Genomic DNA, 16088 nt, shown 5'->3' on the forward strand with positions numbered 1-16088 from the left:
GCGCCGCCGGGCGCCTGTTTTTCTCCTGCCTTTAACCGCAACGCCAGCGGCAATCTGCGCGCTATATCAAAGTTTCGCGTGATTCCCCGCTAACTGGTCCAAACAGCGCACAAAACAGCGGCCGACGAAAAACGCACTGCGCCACAATCAGCCCAAAAGCCCGTGTTCATCGTCAGCACCGGGCGGCCTGTGGCCAACTGGCCCGTTTCGAATATCTCTCTGGAGGCCCTATGTCTGTAACACCGTTAAACTGGCGCGCTGCCGGCGCCGTCGCCGAACAACTGCTGGCCGGCTGGCAACGGCGTGGCGAACCCGGCGGCGCCATCACCCTGTTTGACGCCGAACAACTCCGCGCCACCGCCTGCGCCGGCCTGGCCGATCTGGCGCAGAACACCCCCTTCACCGCCGACAGCGTGGTGCGCTACGCCTCAGTGACCAAGCATATCTTCGCCGCGCTGGCGCTGAACGCCACCGATCGCGCCGTTCGGCTGGAACAACGCCTGGGTGAACTGCTCCCCGCCCTGCAGCCTGCGCTGGCGGACGTCACCGTCGGCCAGGCGCTGGACATGACCGGCGGCCTGCCTGACGTGCGCGAGACGCTCGGCCTGCTCGGCATCTCGCTGCACGCCGTCAGCGAGGCGCAGCCGGTGATGCAGTTTGTCGAGGGGCTGGAAAGGTTGAACTATGAGGCCGGCAGCGAGATCGCCTACAGCAATACCGGCTATCGGCTGCTGGAGGCCGCGCTGCGCAGCAAAGGGTATGATTTCGACCAGTTGGTGCAACGGCATATCGCCCAGCCGCTGCAGGTGCAGATGCGAGCGCCGGAAAGCTGGTTCGACGTAGTGCCGGGGTTGGTGCCGGGTTACTGGCGGGCGCCGCAGGGCTGGCAACACGCCAGCGCCGGTCTGCACCTTTCCGCCTCCGGCAGCCTGACCGGCAGCGTCAACGCCCTCACCCGCTGGCTGCAAACGCTGTTGGCGGACCAAGGCCCCGGCCAGGGCGTGCTGGCGCAGCTCAGCGCGCCGCGCCGCCTCAATCAGGGCCAACTCAGCGCCTATGGCCTGGGGCTGGCGCGCACGCCGCTGGGCCGCCGCAGCCTGCTGGGCCACGGCGGCTCCCATGCCGGTTACAAAACCTATTTCCTGCTGGCGCCCGACCGTCAGGCCGGCGTCGCGCTGGTGGCCAACCGTGAAGACTGCGACAGTTTCGGCATGGCCTTGCAGGTGATGGCGGCGCTGCTGGGCGAACCGCTGCCGCAGCGCAGCACGGCGATCCCCGACGGCCTCTACGCCACGCTGGCGGAGCCGCACTGGCTGGAAGTCAAAGACGGCAATCTAGCCTATCTGGGCAGCGATGAACCGCTGTATCAAGGGGAGGACGGGTACGCGGTGTCGCTGTCCGCCCATATGCCAATCAAATTGAAGTGGACCGGCGAAGCGGTCGAGGGCGAGGTCGGGCATGTGGCGCGCCGTTTCCTGCCGGTCACGGCCAACGGTGACTGCCTGAAGCATGTGCAGGGGTTGTGGTATCACCCGCACTATCGCACCGCCTTTGAAATTCGCGGCAATCGGGTGCATATTGGCGTCGGCCCAGCGGCGCAGACCGGCACGCTCAGCCCGCTCGGCCAGGGCCGCATGCTGGTGGAGTGCCAGGACGGCCCATGGTTGAAACGCTTTTGCCTCTATTTCCGCGGTTACAACGTGGATCTCATCGCCAACCGCAGCCGGATGCTGACCTTCCGCCGCAGCACCGTCGGCCGCGACTGACGATCAGCGCGCGCTGTCGGCTTTGACCGCCAGCAGCGCATCCGCCAGCCGCCGCTTGTCGGCGGCGCTGAGATTCACCTGTTCCACGGACGCCATAAACGCCGCCCGATCCGCCGCGTCGAGCGGGCCGGCGCGCAGCCGCGCCGCCAAACGCTGCAGTATCCGGCTGCTCAATTGCCCGATCTGCACCCGCACCTGCGCCAGCGGGCGCGGCTGCCAATCGCTTTCCGGGCTCGCCAACCAGTCGGCGCGATAGCGGTACTGAATCGCCTTGGCGGCGTCCATCTGCGCGGTGATAAAAGGCCGTACCGACGCCGGCTCCAGCCCCAAACGCCCCGCTTCCGCCTGCGCGTTGGCCAACACCTTCGCCTCCTGCGCCAGATCTTCGATCGGCAAATGCTGCTGCGCCTTGTAACCGGCCACGTCTTTCATCAACGACAGCCGTTGGTTCACCAGCTCGCCGATAGCGGCGCCACCGTCCGCCAACGCCGGAAAACTGGTCAGGCAACACGCTATCAATAACGCCCTGAACATGGCGCCTCCCTTATGATGCAGTGAAAAGGTCAGGCGCCAAGTTCACCACGTCAGCCCCGCGCCGGCAAATAAAAAAGGCCCCGCCGCAGCGAGGCCCGATGAGACCCAACCGGCGTTAATCGAACACGCCGTTGATGACGGAAGCCACAATCGCGGTGCTGAGCGCGACCAGCACCAGATCGTCGCCGGCGATGCGCCATTCATAACCCGGATACTGCGGCAGTTCACGCAGCATCGAAGACGGCACCATTTTTTTGGCGATGCCCGGCGGCAGCGGTTTGCCGCGCGCCAGATTCTTGGCGATGCCCGGCGGCAACGAGCGGTAGCCGGTCAGCCCGTAGGTGTGCGCCAGCGAACGGGCGCGGTCGCGCGAGAGGCTGACGGAAACCAGATTGTCGTCGTTTCTATAGTCTCTATAGTCGCCTTTATCTTTGTTGCCGTGATTGCCGTTGTTGCCGTGGTTACCGTTATTGCCGTGATTGCCGCTGTTGCCATGCCCGTTGCCGTTGCCGTTACCATTGCCGCCTTTGTCGGCCATGGCCGGGGCGGATGACAACCCCAGCGATGCAATCAGTGCCAACACCGTGAGAGTCGTACGACGTTTGTTCATGTTGTGTATTCCTGCGTGGGGGACTCTGTTTACTATAGTTGGCCTTTTCCGGGCAAAGTATAAGGAAAACTCCGAGATGACAGTGCGGTTTTACGGCATTCGCGCCACTCTCTTGTTTTAACGCAAAACGCCTCGAGAATTCCGAAATCTACCCCCGATTTTTCTTGAAGAAAAATAAGCCTTCCGCTAGCGTGGGACGGTAACAAAAAAGAGTTAGCGTGCTCTTTTTCGTCGCACCTCAAATCTTATTCTTATCATCCAGAATGATAATATCGAACACTTCCCGCCTTTCCGTGCGGGATTCTTTTTCCCACCGGCGTCGCTCCTATTTGGTGCTTTATGTTGAGATTTCGTTGCCGATAATTTACATTCGCTGTCTGAGAAACCTTAACCTCCCGCGGTGGCCAGGCTGGCAACGGGTGGGCGTTCAGGAGCAAAAGACGTGCAAATGACCCTCATGGAATACATCACTCGGCACTTTAACGGCGATCTTCATCGTTACGCGCAGTCGGAAGGCGTCAGCCGTGAACAAATCATTAGTTGGATAAATAATGAATGTCACGTGATCAAAGGCAGGCTGTTTATGCCGGTGAGGCATCTCCCGGTAGAACAAGCCCAGTGATGACGAAAAAAAACCCCGCCTGGCGGGGTTTTCTGTTTCTGATAACACGGAAAATCAGAAGTTATAGCCGACCACCAGGTAGTAACCCCAACCGGTAGACTTGATCGGGCCCTGCGGCGTGCCGATCTCCGCGCCATCCTGCCACTGGCCGCCGTTATGGAAGTAACGCGCCACGAAAGAATAGTGCCAGTGATCGTAGTTCAGCGCCAAAATATGGCTGGAGGCGATAGAATTGCCGGTGCGCACCTGTTTGCCGGTGCCGTCAACCCAATGGCTGTCCTTGCCAAGATCGGAACCGAAGTCGAAGTTGGTGAAGCCGATGTAGCTCAGATTGCCGCCCCACACCTGGGTCAGCGGCACGAAGTATTTCACCTTAAAGCGGTAACCGTCCCAGCTGTTCTCGTTGGCAGCCTGGTAGTTTTCCCACTGGTATTTGGCATAGATGTTCATCGACAGGCTCATCGGCAGGCCGGTGTCGATATCGGTACCCAGGCCCATGTACCAGGTGTTCTGACGGCCGTCGGCGTTGTGGCCCAGGTCATAGATGTAGTTGTTGGCGAAGTACCACTCTTTGAACGGACCGAAGCTCAGATCGGTGCCGGTCAGCTTGTCGATGGAGAAGCGCGGTTCAATCTCCATAAACAGCGGGGAGCCTTTGTCCCAGATGCCGCGGTCCGGGGTGTTGCCCACGCCGAAGAACTTTGGCACGTCAACGTAGCCGTAGAAATCGAACCAGTCTTTCTTGGCGAAGGCTTCGTATTCGAGATACACGTCGTTATTCAGTTGCGGCCCGAAACGGGTGTGGTAGCTGCCCACCACGTTAACGCTCTGGTGCCACCAGTCGGAGACATATTGACTGTCTTTGCTATCAGCCATTGATGATGCACTGTAAGACGCTGCGAGCAGTACACCTGCTGCGAGAGCTATTTTTTTCATTTTATTACCACATGCTTAAAGGGCCATTTCCTGCCCGTTTAGAAAAGATGACAATGAGTCTGCCGACACCTGGCGTTGTCTTCACACAGAAACTCGGATGACGCGCGCATTATAGAAACCACTGACTGTAAGAATCTGTGATCCAGTTACGCATTTCGCGAATAGGTAATCGATTGCGTTCACATTTGTCAAATTATGTTTCATGCAAATTCACATTCGCTGTGATTTTTGTCATGTGTCGCGTTTTTTAGCGCAGTTTTTAAGCCAAATGACATCAGGGCGTCATCACGAGGTGGAAAAGAAAAAGCCGACGCGCAAGCGTCGGCCTTCATCAGCATCAGGAGAAAGTGCGGAACGTGAAATCAGCTTACCGCCGGCACCGCTTTGGCGATGTTTTCCTGGCGGAACGCCACCTCTTCACCGTTTTTGACCTCCCAGCTGGCGACCGGAATATCGGTTTTGGGCGCCGCCGCGACGACCGAACCGTAAATCAGCTTGTCATCGCGGCGCAAAATATAAACATCGAGCTGATATTCATGCCGCAAATTCGCCGTGGTCAGGCGCACGGTATCGCCGCGCTCATAATGATGCACGTCGATTTCAGGCTGCTGAATAAATTGAATGTCACTTCTCATTGTCGTCGTTCCTTCAGGCAACATGGCTAGTTAAATTCTAGTTCAACATTGCGGCGATGGCGGATAATTTCCGTTAATTTCCGCGAGTTGCCCGCCAACAGATCAGCGAACCCAGGGTAACCATCGCCACGCCCTGCCAGAAATTGACGGTCAGCGAGGTGTGCAGCACCAGCGCGGCGAACACCGCCGACAGCACCGGGGTAAAATAGGAGACGGTCGCCAGCAGCGTCATGTTGCCGTGCAGAATGCCGACGTTCCAGGCGGCATACCCCGCCCCCATCGCCACCCCGGCGCACAGCAGCGTCACGGTCACGCCGACGCTGAACTGCATGCCGCTTTCCGCGCTGAAGGCGTACTTCAGCCACAGCGCCAGCGCGGTCAGCACGATAAACAGCACCACACCGTTGCTGCCCTGGGCGATCTTCTTGGTCAGGTTGCAATACAGCGCCCAGATCACCGCGCCGCTGAACGCCAGCGTATAGCTGAGCGGATTGCTGCGCACGTTGGCCAGCATCTGCGCCGGTGACCAGCCGCCCTCGCCGCTCATGATCCAGCCGATGCCGAACAGCGACAGCAACAGCCCCGGCAGCAGCCACCATTTCGCCTTTTGGCCGTTGAGCGCCAGCGCCATCAGCACGGTGAAACAGGGCCACAGGTAGTTGATCATGCCCACTTCTATCGCCTGCAGGCGGGTATTGGCGTAGCCGAGCGACAGCGACAGGCAGATCTCGTAGCTGACGAACAGCAGGCTGCCGACGATCAGGTAAGGCCGCGGAAAGCTGCGCCATTTCGGCACGCCAAGCGCCACCAGCAAAAACACCGCGCTGACGCTGTAGATCATCGCCGCGCCGCCGACAGGCCCCAGCCCTTCGCTGACGCTTCTGATCAGGCCAACGACGCTGCTCCACAGCACGATGGCCAACAAACCGAACAGCGTGGCACGGGTACGCGAGGGCAAAGCGGGCATAAGGCAGGTCCAATAGGTTATTTTTTATCAGGTTTTTCACTCTACTGCCGCACGCGCCAAAAAGAAAGGCGGGAAACTCCCGCCTGTGAATTTATTGCTGCGGTTGCCGCTCCAGCTGCGGCGGCGGTTGGCGAAAACGCCGGGTCAGCCAGGCCAAGTAGCCGAAGCCCAGCGTCGCCCAGATCAATCCCATGGTCAGCGAGCTCTTCTCCAGATTCAGCCACAGCACGCCCACCGTCAGCGCCCCCACCAACGGCAGGAACAGGAAGTTGAAGCGATCCTTCCAGCTTTTGTTGCGCCCTTCGCGAATAAAGAAGTGGCTGATCACCGACAGGTTAACGAAGGTAAAGGCCACCAGCGCGCCAAAGTTGATCAGCGCCGTGGCGGTCACCAGATCGAACGACAGCGCCGACAACGCCACCAGCCCGACCATCAGTACGTTCAGCGCCGGCGTACGCCATTTGGGGTGGATATAGCCGAAGAATTTCTCCGGGAACACGTTGTCACGCCCCATCACGTACAGCAGGCGCGACACGCTGGCGTGCGACGCCAGGCCGGAGGCCAGCGTGTTGATAAAGGTCACGCACAGGAAGATCGATTGGAACAGCTTGCCGCCGACGTACAGCGCAATCTCCGGCAGTGCGGCGTCGGGCTGATGAAAGCGTTGAATGGACGGGAAAAACAGCTGAATGAAGAACGACACGCTGATAAAGATCACCCCGCCGTACAGCGCGGTCAGGAAGATGGCGCGCGGGATCACCTTGGCGGCGTCGGGCGTCTCTTCACACAGCGTGGTGACTGCGTCAAAGCCGAGGAACGAGAAGCACAGGATAGTCGCGCCGGTAATGATCGGCAGCAGGTGCGCATTCTCGCTGAGGAACGGCCGCAGGCTCCACACCGTACCCATCCCCTCGCCGTTGTGCAGGCCGCGTACCACCAGGTAGATAAATACCAGAATGATCGCCACCTGCGCCAGTACGAACAGGGTATTGAAGTTGGCCACCAGATTGACGCTTTTCAGGTTGATGGCGGTGATCAGAATCACGAAGCCCACCACCCACACCCAGGGCGGCACCTCCGGGAACAGCGCGGTCAGGTAGATCTTGGCCAGCAGCGTGTTGATCATCGGCAAGAACAGATAGTCCAGCAGCGACGACCATCCCACCAGGAAACCGACGTGCGGGTTGATCGCCTTCTGCGCATAGGTATAGGCAGAGCCGGCGGTGGGAAACTGGCGCACCAGTTTGCCGTAGCTGATGGCGGTGAACAGCACGCCGGCCAGCGCCAGCAGGTAGGAGGTCGGCACATGGCCGTCGGTGAGGCCGGAGACGATGCCGAAGGTGTCAAACACCGTCATCGGTGTCAGATAGGCCAGGCCCATCATCACCACTTGCCACAGCATGAGGGATTTGCGCAGCTGCGGTTTGCCCGCCTGGCCGCCGTCGATGGCTTTAGTCGTCATGGCATTTCCCCTTTTGGTCCTCTGCTGTCAACCGTGCAACGTCATTCAGAGAGGCCGCGGGGAAACTGCTGCTCAGGCGGCGGGAAAAACGGGTTGGGATCGCTGTCGGGCGGCCGGCGACCGGCCCGTCGGCACTGCGGCACAGGCAAACGTCTGCGCAGGGAGATGACTGAGTCATGGTTATTTCCTCGTCGGCGTCCTGTACGCCGTGATAGAAGAAATTCTGTACCGCAGCGCGCAGCCTCGCCGGCCACAGGAGAGCCGATGAAATGCGCCGGACGCGCGCGGTAGTCGCAGGGTGAGCGGGATCAGGCGTTTTTCAACATCCACTCGATCTCGGTTTCGGTGATCAGGCGCTCAAACTGCACCAGCTCATCGGTTTTGCAGGCCAGATAGACGTGGCTGAAGCGTTCGCCCAACAATGCATTGAGCACCGGCTGATGTTCGAACTCGTACAGGGCGTCGCTCTGGCGGATCGGGAACGGCAGCCCGTCCTGCTCCAGCCCGTTGCCGGTCACCGGCTCAGGCAGCGGCAATGCGGTTTCCAGGCCGTAGACGATGCCGGCCAGAATGGTCGCCATCACCAGATACGGGTTGGCGTCGGCGCCCGCCACGCGATACTCCACCCGGTGGTTATCGCGATCGCCGCAGGGAATGCGCAGCGCCACGGTGCGGTTGTTATGCCCCCAAGAGGCCTGGGTCGGCACATACATGCCGGGCTGGAAGCGGCGGTAGGCGTTGACGTTCGGCGCCAGCAGCGCCATCGAGGACGGCATCAGGGCGATCATGCCCGCCAGCGCCTGTTTCAGCAGCGCCGAATCTTCGCCGTCGTCATCGGCGAACACGTTGTCGCCTTGCGCATTCAGCATGCTGATGTGCACGTGCATGCCGCTGCCGGCGTGCTCCTCATACGGCTTGGCCATAAAGGTCGCCTGCATATTGTGGTTCTCGGCCACCATGCGCACCAAGCGCTTCAGCGCCAGCGCATGGTCGCAGGCCTGCAGCACATCATCGGTATGGTGCAGGTTGACCTCGAACTGCCCCGGCGACGCCTCCGCCACCGCGCCGTCCGCCGGAATGCCCTGCAAGCGCGCCAGTTCGTCGATCTCGCTCAGCACGTCGGCGAAATGATTCAGGTTATCGACGGAGTACACCTGGCTTTGGGTGTTGCGCTCCTGGGTCCCCGGTGCGCACGGCGGCTGCAGATACCCCTCCGCATCGCGTTGACGATCGATGAGATAGAACTCCAACTCTACCGCTACCACGGGGGAGAGCCCGCGCTGGCGCAAACGCTGCCACACTCGGTTCAGCACATTGCGCGGTTCAACGTCAAAGGGAGTGCCATCTTCATCCAACATGGTGAGCAGCACCTGCGCGATATATTGCGGATCCGCCGCCGACGGCGTCAGCGTGCCCGGTACCGGCACGCACACGTGATCCGGCTCGCCCAGCTCCTGCCCCAACCCGGCTTCTTCCACCACGTTACCGAGAATATCCATCGCAAATACCGACGCCGGGAAGTAACAGCCTTTCTCCAGCTTATTCAGACCGCCGACCGGGATGCGTTTGCCGCGGAAGCTGCCGTTCAGATCGGTCAACAGGACGTCGACATGTTGGGTTAACGGATAACGTTCCAGGTACTTCTTCACTTCGCGCTGGAACGCGCTACTTCGTCTCTCTTCACTGTGCTGAACAAAGTTTTCCACTTCTACGATGTTGGTCTGCATGGTTCACCCGCCGTTTGTGTTTTGCTGTCGTCGATGTTTATTGACCGTCTTGTTCAATATAATGCCCACAATTGAAACGTAGATGAAACAAATTTGTTTTGCAAGTGTTACTTTTGGTTTGAATATTGGCCAATCGACTGCTAGATTTATAGAATATTGAACGAAATCGGCGGTGGAGAAGCTTATCGTTCATAATTTCGAACGTACCAAGGGGATAGCATGGACAATATATTTAACAGACCAGTCATCGGCGTCGTCATGTGCAGGTATAGGTTAAACGGGCACCTTACGCAGACCTTGCAAGAAAAGTACCTGAATGCCGTTATCACCGCCGGCGGTTTACCGATCGCCCTGCCGCACGCGCTGGCGGAGCCTGAGATGCTGGCGGAACTGTTGCCGCGCCTCGACGGCATTTTGCTGCCCGGCAGCCCCAGTAATGTGCAGCCGCACCTTTATGGTGAAAACGGCGATGAGCCTGACGCCGATCCTGGCCGAGACGCGTTGAGCCTGGCGCTGATCCGCCTGGCATTCGACAGGCGCATTCCCCTTTTCGCCATTTGCCGCGGCATGCAGGAAATGGTGGTCGCCACTCAAGGCACCCTGCATCGCCGCCTGTACGAACTGCCCGAGCTGCTGGAGCATCGTGAAGATCACGACCTGCCGCTGGAACAGCAATACGCCCCCGCCCACGAGGTCATCGTTCAGGAAGGGGGGCTGCTTTCGCAACTGATACCGGATTGCAACAGATTCTGGGTGAACTCGCTGCACGGCCAGGGCGCCAAAACCCTGGGCGCGAGCGTTCGCATCGAGGCGCACGCCGCCGATGGGCTGGTGGAGGCGATCAGCGTGCGCGATCAGCCTTTCGCGCTCGGCGTGCAGTGGCACCCGGAGTGGAACAGCGACGAGTACGCCCTGTCGCGCCTGTTGTTTGATGGTTTCATTACCGCCTGTCGGAACTATCAAAAGGAAAAACGCCCATGAGCGACGTCAGCTTGGCACCGGGAAAACGTCTGTCGCAGATCCGTCAACAATTGGGGTTGTCGCAGCGCCGGGTCGCCGAACTGTCTGGGTTAACCCACAGCGCCATCAGTACTATCGAGCAAGACAAGGTCAGCCCGGCCATCAGCACGCTGCAAAAGCTGCTGACGGTATACGGTCTGTCGCTGTCGGCGTTTTTCGCCGAACCGGAAAAACCGGCTGAGCCGCAGATCGTGATAGACAGCGACGACCTGATCGAGATCGGCAGCCAGGGCGTATCGATGAAGCTGATCCATAACGGCGATCCGAATCGCACGCTGGCAATGATGATCGAGACCTACGAACCGGGCACCACCACCGGCGAGCGCATCAAACACCAAGGGGAAGAGATCGGCACGCTGCTGGAAGGCGAAGTGGTGCTGCAGGTCAACGGCCAGAGCTATCACCTGCAGGCCGGGCAGAGCTACGCCATCAATACCGGCATTCCCCACAGCTTCAGCAACACGTCGGCGCGCATTTGCCGGATTATCAGCGCCCATACGCCGACGACATTCTGATCAACGGAGCCAGGCATGAACTTTCACCATTTGCAGTATTGGCAACAACGGGCGCAGGCCCTGAAGATTGAGCACCAGCTGTTTATCGACGGCCGCTACCAGCCGGCCGCCGCGGGGAAACGTTTCGCCGTCGAAGATCCCGCCGGTCGCCGTGAGCTGGCGCAGGTCGCGCGCGGCGAAGCCGCCGACATCGATCGGGCGGTCAGCGCGGCGCGCGCCGCCTTTGAACGCGGCGACTGGGCCCAGGCCGCGCCGGCGCAGCGCAAAGCCACGCTGCTGCGCTTCGCCGAGCTGATGGAACAGCATCACGAAGAGCTGGCGCTGCTGGAAACGCTGGACACCGGCAAACCGATTCGTCACAGCCTGCGCGACGACGTGCCGGGCGCTATCCGCTGCATCCGCTGGTACGCCGAAGCGATCGACAAGGTGTACGGCGAAATCGCCCCTACCGGTCGCGAGGCGCTGGCGCTGATCGAACGCGAGCCGATCGGCGTGGTCGGCGCCATCGTGCCCTGGAACTTTCCGTTGCTGCTGGCCTGCTGGAAGCTCGGCCCGGCGCTGGCCGCCGGCAACAGCGTGGTGCTCAAACCCTCCGAAAAATCGCCGCTGAGCGCCATCCTGCTCGGCAAACTGGCGCAACAGGCCGGGCTGCCGGACGGCGTGCTGAACGTGGTGCCCGGCTACGGCCACGACGCCGGCAAGGCGCTGGCGCTGCACCGCGACGTCGACGCCCTCACCTTTACCGGCTCTACGCTGGTGGCGAAACAGCTGATGATTTACGCCGGCGAATCAAACATGAAGCGTGTCTGGCTGGAGGCCGGCGGCAAAAGCGCCAACATCGTCTTCGCCGACTGCCCGGATCTGGATCAGGCCGCCCGCAGCGCCGCCGCCGGCATCTTCTACAATCAGGGGCAGGTGTGCATCGCCGGCACTCGCCTGCTGGTCGAAGCGAGCATAGAGCAAGCGTTCCTGCAGGCGCTGCGCAAACACGCGGCGGCTTTCGTGCCCGGCGATCCGCTCGATCCCGACACGGTGATGGGAACGCTGATCGACAGCGGCCACTGCGAGAAAGTGGCCGGCTATATCGATCGGGGGCTGAGCCAGGGCGCCGCGCTGTTCCTCGACGGGCGCGACCATCCGCAGGGCGACCACGCCGGTTATCTGGGGCCGACCATCCTCACCCAGGTGGACAATGCCATGAGCGTGGCGCGCGATGAAATCTTCGGCCCGGTGCTGGCGGTGACGGCGTTCGACGACGAGCAACAGGCGCTGCAGCTGGCCAACGACAGCGACTACGGCCTCGGTGCCGCGGTCTGGACCCGCGATCTGGCGCGCGCGCACCGCATGGCGCGCCAACTGAAGGCCGGTACGGTGTTCGTCAACAACTACAACGACGGCGATATGACCGTGCCGTTCGGCGGTTACAAGCAAAGCGGCAACGGCCGCGACAAATCGCTGCATGCGCTGGACAAATTCACCGAATTGAAAACCACCTGGATCTCGCTGGAATAAGGGCTTACATCATGACTGAACACGTAAAAAGCTATTATGCGGCCACGGCCAACGCACATCAGCCCTATCCGCAACTGAATGAATCGATCGAATGCGACGTCTGCGTGATCGGCGGCGGCTATACCGGCCTCTCCTCCGCGCTGTTCCTGGTGGAAGCCGGTTACAACGTGGTGGTGTTGGAAGCGGCGCGCATCGGTTTCGGCGCCAGCGGCCGCAACGGCGGCCAGTTGGTCAACTCTTACAGCCGCGACATCGATGTGATTGAAGAGCGTTACGGCGCGGAAAGCGCCCGCCTGCTCGGCAGCATGATGTTCGAAGGCGCGGAGATCATTCGCAGCCGCATCAGCCGCTACGCCATCGACTGCGACTACCGCCCCGGCGGCATCTTCGCCGCCCTGAACAACAAGCAGTTCCATGCGCTGATCGAGCAAAAACGCAACTGGGAGCGCTACGGCAATACCCAGCTTGAGCTGCTCGACGCGGACCGGGTGCGCCAGGAGATCGCCAGCGATCGTTACGTCGGCGCGCTGCTCGATCACAGCGGCGGCCACATCCATCCGCTCAATCTGGCGCTGGGCGAGGCCGAGGCGATTCGCCTGCAGGGCGGGCGCATCTTCGAGCAATCGGCGGTGACGAACATTCGCCACGGCGAACCGGCGCTCATCAGCACCGCCAATGGCCAGGTGAAGGCGCGCTTCGTCATCGTCGCCGGCAACGCCTATCTGGGCGATAAGCTGGAGCCACGGCTGGCCAAGCGCAGCATGCCGTGCGGTACCCAGGTGGTGACCACCGAACCGCTGGCGCCGGAGATAGCGCAGGCGCTGATCCCGCAGAATTACTGCGTGGAGGACTGCAACTACCTGCTGGATTACTACCGCATCACCGCCGATCATCGTCTGCTGTACGGCGGCGGCGTGGTGTACGGCGCGCGCGATCCGGACGACATCGATAACCTGATCCGGCCGAAGCTGCTGAAGACCTTCCCGCAGTTGAAAGGGGTGCGTATCGACTATCGCTGGACCGGCAACTTCCTGCTGACGCTGTCGCGCATGCCGCAGTTCGGTCGGCTGGAGAATAACGTGTACTACATGCAGGGATACAGCGGCCACGGCGTGACCTGCACCCATCTGGCGGGCAAGCTGATCGCCGAGCTGATGCGCGGCGACGCCGAACGCTTCGACGCCTTCGCCAAGCTGCCGCACCTGCCGTTCTTCGGCGGACGCAATCTGCAGATCCCGTTCACCGCCATCGGCGCGGCCTACTACACGCTGCGCGATCGCATCGGCGTCTAAAACAACAGGCCCGGTCATGATGGCCGGGCCTGCGCATTAACGCTTAGACGATCTTCGGTTGGCCGTCCGAGGCGGTCGCCCCGCCATCGACCGGAATGTTGGCGCCATTGATAAAGCTGGCGTCGTCGCTGGCCAGAAACGCCATCACCGCCGCCACTTCTTCCGGCTCCGCCGCACGCCCCAGCGCGATGCGCTCATTGAACTTGTCGCGGATCTCCTGCGGCCAGCCGTTGGTCATGTTGGTTTTGACCAGGCTCGGGCAGACCGAGTTGATGCGCACGCCGTCACCGCCGTGATCCAGCGCCATGGCGCGCGTCAGGTTAACCACCGCGCCTTTCGCCGCGCAGTAATAGGCCGCGCCCCAGTCACCGCCCAGGCCGGACACCGATGCGGTATTGACGATGCAGCCTTTGGTTTTCAGCAAGTGCGGCAAGGCGAATTTGGAACAGAACACCACGCCGTCGATATCGACCCCGGCGATGCGACGCCAGTCGTCAATGCTGGTTTCCAGCACGCTGCCCGCCACGTGTACGCCGGCGTTGTTCAGCAGGACGTCGATGCGGCCCAGTTTTTCCGCCACCTCGTTCATCATTTTTTCAACCGCCACGTGATCGGAAACGTCGATATGCACCGCCATCGCGCGGCCCTTCGGCAGCGAAGCGGCGACCTTGTCTACCGCTTCCTTGGCCCAGTCGGCCAGCACCACAATGGCGCCCTCGGCGGAGAAACGCCGCGCCGCCGCTTCCCCCATGCCATTGCCCGCACCGGTGATAACCACGACTTTATTGTCAAAACGCATGAGACCTCCTCCATGTAAACGCATTTATATAAGTCATACAAATCTCATTGCCCCGAGGATAAGACGCAGGCTCCCTGAGAGCCAGTCAAAACGTGCGGTTTATTAACCAAAAGGAGGTATGCGAGTCATTTCAATGCGCTGGGTTAATCTTTATCGGATTTTGGCCAACATATTGATGGAGATAATAAAATTGCGGCCAGTCACTATTTTCCTGGCGGATTGTCAGCAAGCGGGATTATTGCGGATAGACGGTTATGGCCGCTCAGAGATAAGCGATGCGAATGAAAAAAGCAGCCGCCCGCCGGCGGCCGCGACTATTTTTTCTCGATGGGGATCACCAGCAGATCGACGTTCAACTCATTGATCGCCTGACGCGCCGAAGAAACCAGCCGGCTCCAGACATCGTGGTGATGGCCGAAGATCACCAGATCGAACCCTTTTTCCTTCGCCACCCGATTCAGCTCTTCCGTCAATGCGCCACGGCTGACGATCACCTCTTCCACCGGATAGGAAGACTGCCCTTTGATCGCATTGAGCATATTCTTCACCCGCTCCGAAAACGTGCGATCGGTGTAGTTGTAATCTCCCACGCCCAGATCGACATAATAACCGGCGCGGTGAATATCGATATAAATCAGTGAAAGTTTGGCCTGGAGCGCGGCGGCCAGCCTGGCGCCCTTGCCCAACAGGAACTCGGCGTCTTCGCTGAGATCCGTGGCGACAACGATATGCTGATAAGCCATGACGGCGGCCCTCCGCGTCAAACCCATGAACAGGATGGCGTTCCTTGCCGCATGTTTCTCATGCACCTTAAGTTTAGCCCAGCGCCGGCCCCCTCGCCTGCTGCAGTGTCGTTCTATTAATGGAACGATGCATCCCGGCTTTAGGCTCTACCGGATTTATCTCCTCTCTCTACACTGTAGGCAAGTGCTGAGTTTCAGCCTTATCAATCAAAGAAGATACCCACTGACCTCACGACGAGAAAAGGAAAATACCATGAGCACTCCAGCCAACTTCAACGGCCAGCGTCCTGTTATTGATGCTAATGACGCGGTCATGCTCCTGATCGACCACCAGAGCGGTCTGTTTCAGACCGTCGCCGATATGCCGATGACCGAACTGCGCGCTCGCGCCGCCGCCCTCGCCAGCATCGCCACCCTCAGCAAACTGCCAGTGATCACCACCGCCTCGGTGCCGCAGGGCCCCAACGGCCCGCTGATCCCGGAGATTCACCAGAATGCGCCGCACGCGCAATACGTCGCCCGTAAAGGGGAAATCAACGCCTGGGACAACCCGGACTTCGTGGCGGCGGTCAAAGCCACCGGCCGCAAAACCCTGATCATCGCCGGCACCATCACCAGCGTCTGCATGGCCTTTCCGTCCATCAGCGCGGTGGCCGAAGGCTATAAGGTCTTCGCGGTGATCGACGCCTCCGGCACCTACTCGAAAATGGCGCAGGAAATTACCCTGGCGCGCGTGGTACAGGCGGGCGTGGTGCCGATCGACACCGCCGGCGTCGCCTCCGAGCTGCAGGGCAGCTGGAACCGCGCCGACGCTCAGCAGTGGGCCGAGGTCTACACCAAAATCTTCCCGGCCTATCAGCTGCTGATCGAGAGCTACCTCAAGGCGCAGGACGTGGTGAAAAATAACGAACTGCTGGACTCGCAACGTTAAGATCGCGGGCATAAAAA

16 protein-coding genes are annotated in these 16088 nt (G+C 60.5%); 7 read left to right on the plus strand and 9 right to left on the minus strand.

The window, feature by feature from the left end:
- The first annotated feature begins 230 nt into the window (after window positions 1–230).
- Window positions 231–1766, plus strand: a complete 1536-nt coding sequence (locus ACJ8M3_RS07475) for a serine hydrolase domain-containing protein (protein WP_089196963.1) — start codon at window positions 231–233, stop codon at window positions 1764–1766.
- 3 nt (window positions 1767–1769) lie between these two features.
- Here the strand turns inward: ACJ8M3_RS07475 and ACJ8M3_RS07480 are convergent, their stop codons facing one another.
- Window positions 1770–2300, minus strand: coding sequence for a chorismate mutase (locus tag ACJ8M3_RS07480; protein ID WP_033652093.1), 531 nt, complete (start codon window positions 2298–2300; stop codon window positions 1770–1772).
- Between the two features lie 115 nt (window positions 2301–2415).
- Window positions 2416–2910, minus strand: a complete 495-nt coding sequence (locus tag ACJ8M3_RS07485; RefSeq protein WP_033642812.1) for an anti-virulence regulator CigR family protein — start codon at window positions 2908–2910, stop codon at window positions 2416–2418.
- Between the two features lie 442 nt (window positions 2911–3352).
- Between ACJ8M3_RS07485 and ACJ8M3_RS07490 the strand changes: the two genes are divergently transcribed.
- The gene (locus ACJ8M3_RS07490; RefSeq protein WP_033642811.1) at window positions 3353–3532 is read left to right on the plus strand and encodes a hypothetical protein; all 180 of its coding nucleotides are present in this window, start codon (window positions 3353–3355) and stop codon (window positions 3530–3532) included.
- 54 nt (window positions 3533–3586) lie between these two features.
- Here ACJ8M3_RS07490 and ACJ8M3_RS07495 read toward each other — a convergent pair whose 3' ends face one another.
- The 5 genes from ACJ8M3_RS07495 to ACJ8M3_RS07515 form a co-directional block, all read right to left on the minus strand.
- Window positions 3587–4468 carry a nucleoside-specific channel-forming protein Tsx gene (locus ACJ8M3_RS07495; protein WP_033642808.1) on the minus strand — a complete coding sequence of 294 codons (882 nt, stop codon included), beginning with the start codon at window positions 4466–4468 and terminating at the stop codon, window positions 3587–3589.
- Between the two features lie 362 nt (window positions 4469–4830).
- Window positions 4831–5103 carry a hypothetical protein gene (locus tag ACJ8M3_RS07500; protein ID WP_033642807.1) on the minus strand — a complete coding sequence of 91 codons (273 nt, stop codon included), beginning with the start codon at window positions 5101–5103 and terminating at the stop codon, window positions 4831–4833.
- Window positions 5104–5176: 73 nt separating this feature from the next.
- A complete protein-coding gene (yddG, locus tag ACJ8M3_RS07505; protein ID WP_033642805.1) occupies window positions 5177–6070 on the minus strand; it encodes an aromatic amino acid DMT transporter YddG in 894 nt (297 codons plus the stop codon).
- 91 nt (window positions 6071–6161) lie between these two features.
- Complete coding sequence (locus ACJ8M3_RS07510) at window positions 6162–7532, minus strand: APC family permease (protein ID WP_089196962.1); 1371 nt, start codon at window positions 7530–7532, stop codon at window positions 6162–6164.
- A gap of 308 nt (window positions 7533–7840) precedes the next feature.
- Entirely contained in the window at window positions 7841–9259 is a 1419-nt protein-coding gene (locus ACJ8M3_RS07515) for a glutamine synthetase family protein (protein ID WP_015377637.1), read from the minus strand.
- 219 nt (window positions 9260–9478) lie between these two features.
- Here ACJ8M3_RS07515 and puuD point away from each other — a divergent pair, with 219 nt between their 5' ends.
- The 4 genes from puuD to ACJ8M3_RS07535 are packed head-to-tail and all read left to right on the plus strand — an operon-like array spanning window position 9479 to window position 13598.
- On the plus strand, window positions 9479–10240 hold the full coding sequence (puuD, locus tag ACJ8M3_RS07520) for a gamma-glutamyl-gamma-aminobutyrate hydrolase (RefSeq protein ID WP_047026240.1): 762 nt from the start codon (window positions 9479–9481) through the stop codon (window positions 10238–10240).
- Entirely contained in the window at window positions 10237–10794 is a 558-nt protein-coding gene (puuR, locus tag ACJ8M3_RS07525) for an HTH-type transcriptional regulator PuuR (RefSeq protein ID WP_033642801.1), read from the plus strand. Before puuD ends, puuR begins: the two co-directional genes overlap by 4 nt.
- A gap of 15 nt (window positions 10795–10809) precedes the next feature.
- Window positions 10810–12306, plus strand: a complete 1497-nt coding sequence (puuC, locus tag ACJ8M3_RS07530; RefSeq protein ID WP_033642800.1) for an aldehyde dehydrogenase PuuC — start codon at window positions 10810–10812, stop codon at window positions 12304–12306.
- A gap of 11 nt (window positions 12307–12317) precedes the next feature.
- Window positions 12318–13598, plus strand: a complete 1281-nt coding sequence (locus ACJ8M3_RS07535; protein ID WP_046686923.1) for an NAD(P)/FAD-dependent oxidoreductase — start codon at window positions 12318–12320, stop codon at window positions 13596–13598.
- Between the two features lie 43 nt (window positions 13599–13641).
- Here the strand turns inward: ACJ8M3_RS07535 and ACJ8M3_RS07540 are convergent, their stop codons facing one another.
- Window positions 13642–14397, minus strand: coding sequence for an SDR family NAD(P)-dependent oxidoreductase (locus tag ACJ8M3_RS07540; RefSeq protein ID WP_016928044.1), 756 nt, complete (start codon window positions 14395–14397; stop codon window positions 13642–13644).
- A gap of 314 nt (window positions 14398–14711) precedes the next feature.
- Window positions 14712–15140 carry a universal stress protein gene (locus ACJ8M3_RS07545; RefSeq protein WP_033642798.1) on the minus strand — a complete coding sequence of 143 codons (429 nt, stop codon included), beginning with the start codon at window positions 15138–15140 and terminating at the stop codon, window positions 14712–14714.
- A 253-nt stretch (window positions 15141–15393) separates the two neighbouring features.
- Here ACJ8M3_RS07545 and ACJ8M3_RS07550 point away from each other — a divergent pair, with 253 nt between their 5' ends.
- On the plus strand, window positions 15394–16071 hold the full coding sequence (locus ACJ8M3_RS07550; RefSeq protein WP_016928046.1) for an isochorismatase family protein: 678 nt from the start codon (window positions 15394–15396) through the stop codon (window positions 16069–16071).
- Window positions 16072–16088 lie beyond the last annotated feature (17 nt).

It is taken from the genome of Serratia sp. CY55921 (assembly GCF_052167655.1).
Taxonomy (GTDB): domain Bacteria; phylum Pseudomonadota; class Gammaproteobacteria; order Enterobacterales; family Enterobacteriaceae; genus Serratia; species Serratia ureilytica.

Excerpts from the sequence above, each read along its gene's own strand:
- ACJ8M3_RS07510 (WP_089196962.1), bottom strand. The coding sequence starts at position 7,532 with ATGACGACTAAAGCCATCGACGGCGGCCAGGCGGGCAAACCGCAGCTG.
- ACJ8M3_RS07485 (WP_033642812.1), bottom strand. The coding sequence starts at position 2,910 with ATGAACAAACGTCGTACGACTCTCACGGTGTTGGCACTGATTGCATCG.
- ACJ8M3_RS07550 (WP_016928046.1), top strand. The coding sequence starts at position 15,394 with ATGAGCACTCCAGCCAACTTCAACGGCCAGCGTCCTGTTATTGATGCT.
- yddG (WP_033642805.1), bottom strand. The coding sequence starts at position 6,070 with ATGCCCGCTTTGCCCTCGCGTACCCGTGCCACGCTGTTCGGTTTGTTG.
- ACJ8M3_RS07475 (WP_089196963.1), top strand. The coding sequence starts at position 231 with ATGTCTGTAACACCGTTAAACTGGCGCGCTGCCGGCGCCGTCGCCGAA.
- puuD (WP_047026240.1), top strand. The coding sequence starts at position 9,479 with ATGGACAATATATTTAACAGACCAGTCATCGGCGTCGTCATGTGCAGG.
- ACJ8M3_RS07515 (WP_015377637.1), bottom strand. The coding sequence starts at position 9,259 with ATGCAGACCAACATCGTAGAAGTGGAAAACTTTGTTCAGCACAGTGAA.
- ACJ8M3_RS07535 (WP_046686923.1), top strand. The coding sequence starts at position 12,318 with ATGACTGAACACGTAAAAAGCTATTATGCGGCCACGGCCAACGCACAT.
- puuC (WP_033642800.1), top strand. The coding sequence starts at position 10,810 with ATGAACTTTCACCATTTGCAGTATTGGCAACAACGGGCGCAGGCCCTG.
- ACJ8M3_RS07540 (WP_016928044.1), bottom strand. The coding sequence starts at position 14,397 with ATGCGTTTTGACAATAAAGTCGTGGTTATCACCGGTGCGGGCAATGGC.
- ACJ8M3_RS07495 (WP_033642808.1), bottom strand. The coding sequence starts at position 4,468 with ATGAAAAAAATAGCTCTCGCAGCAGGTGTACTGCTCGCAGCGTCTTAC.
- puuR (WP_033642801.1), top strand. The coding sequence starts at position 10,237 with ATGAGCGACGTCAGCTTGGCACCGGGAAAACGTCTGTCGCAGATCCGT.
- ACJ8M3_RS07545 (WP_033642798.1), bottom strand. The coding sequence starts at position 15,140 with ATGGCTTATCAGCATATCGTTGTCGCCACGGATCTCAGCGAAGACGCC.
- ACJ8M3_RS07500 (WP_033642807.1), bottom strand. The coding sequence starts at position 5,103 with ATGAGAAGTGACATTCAATTTATTCAGCAGCCTGAAATCGACGTGCAT.
- ACJ8M3_RS07480 (WP_033652093.1), bottom strand. The coding sequence starts at position 2,300 with ATGTTCAGGGCGTTATTGATAGCGTGTTGCCTGACCAGTTTTCCGGCG.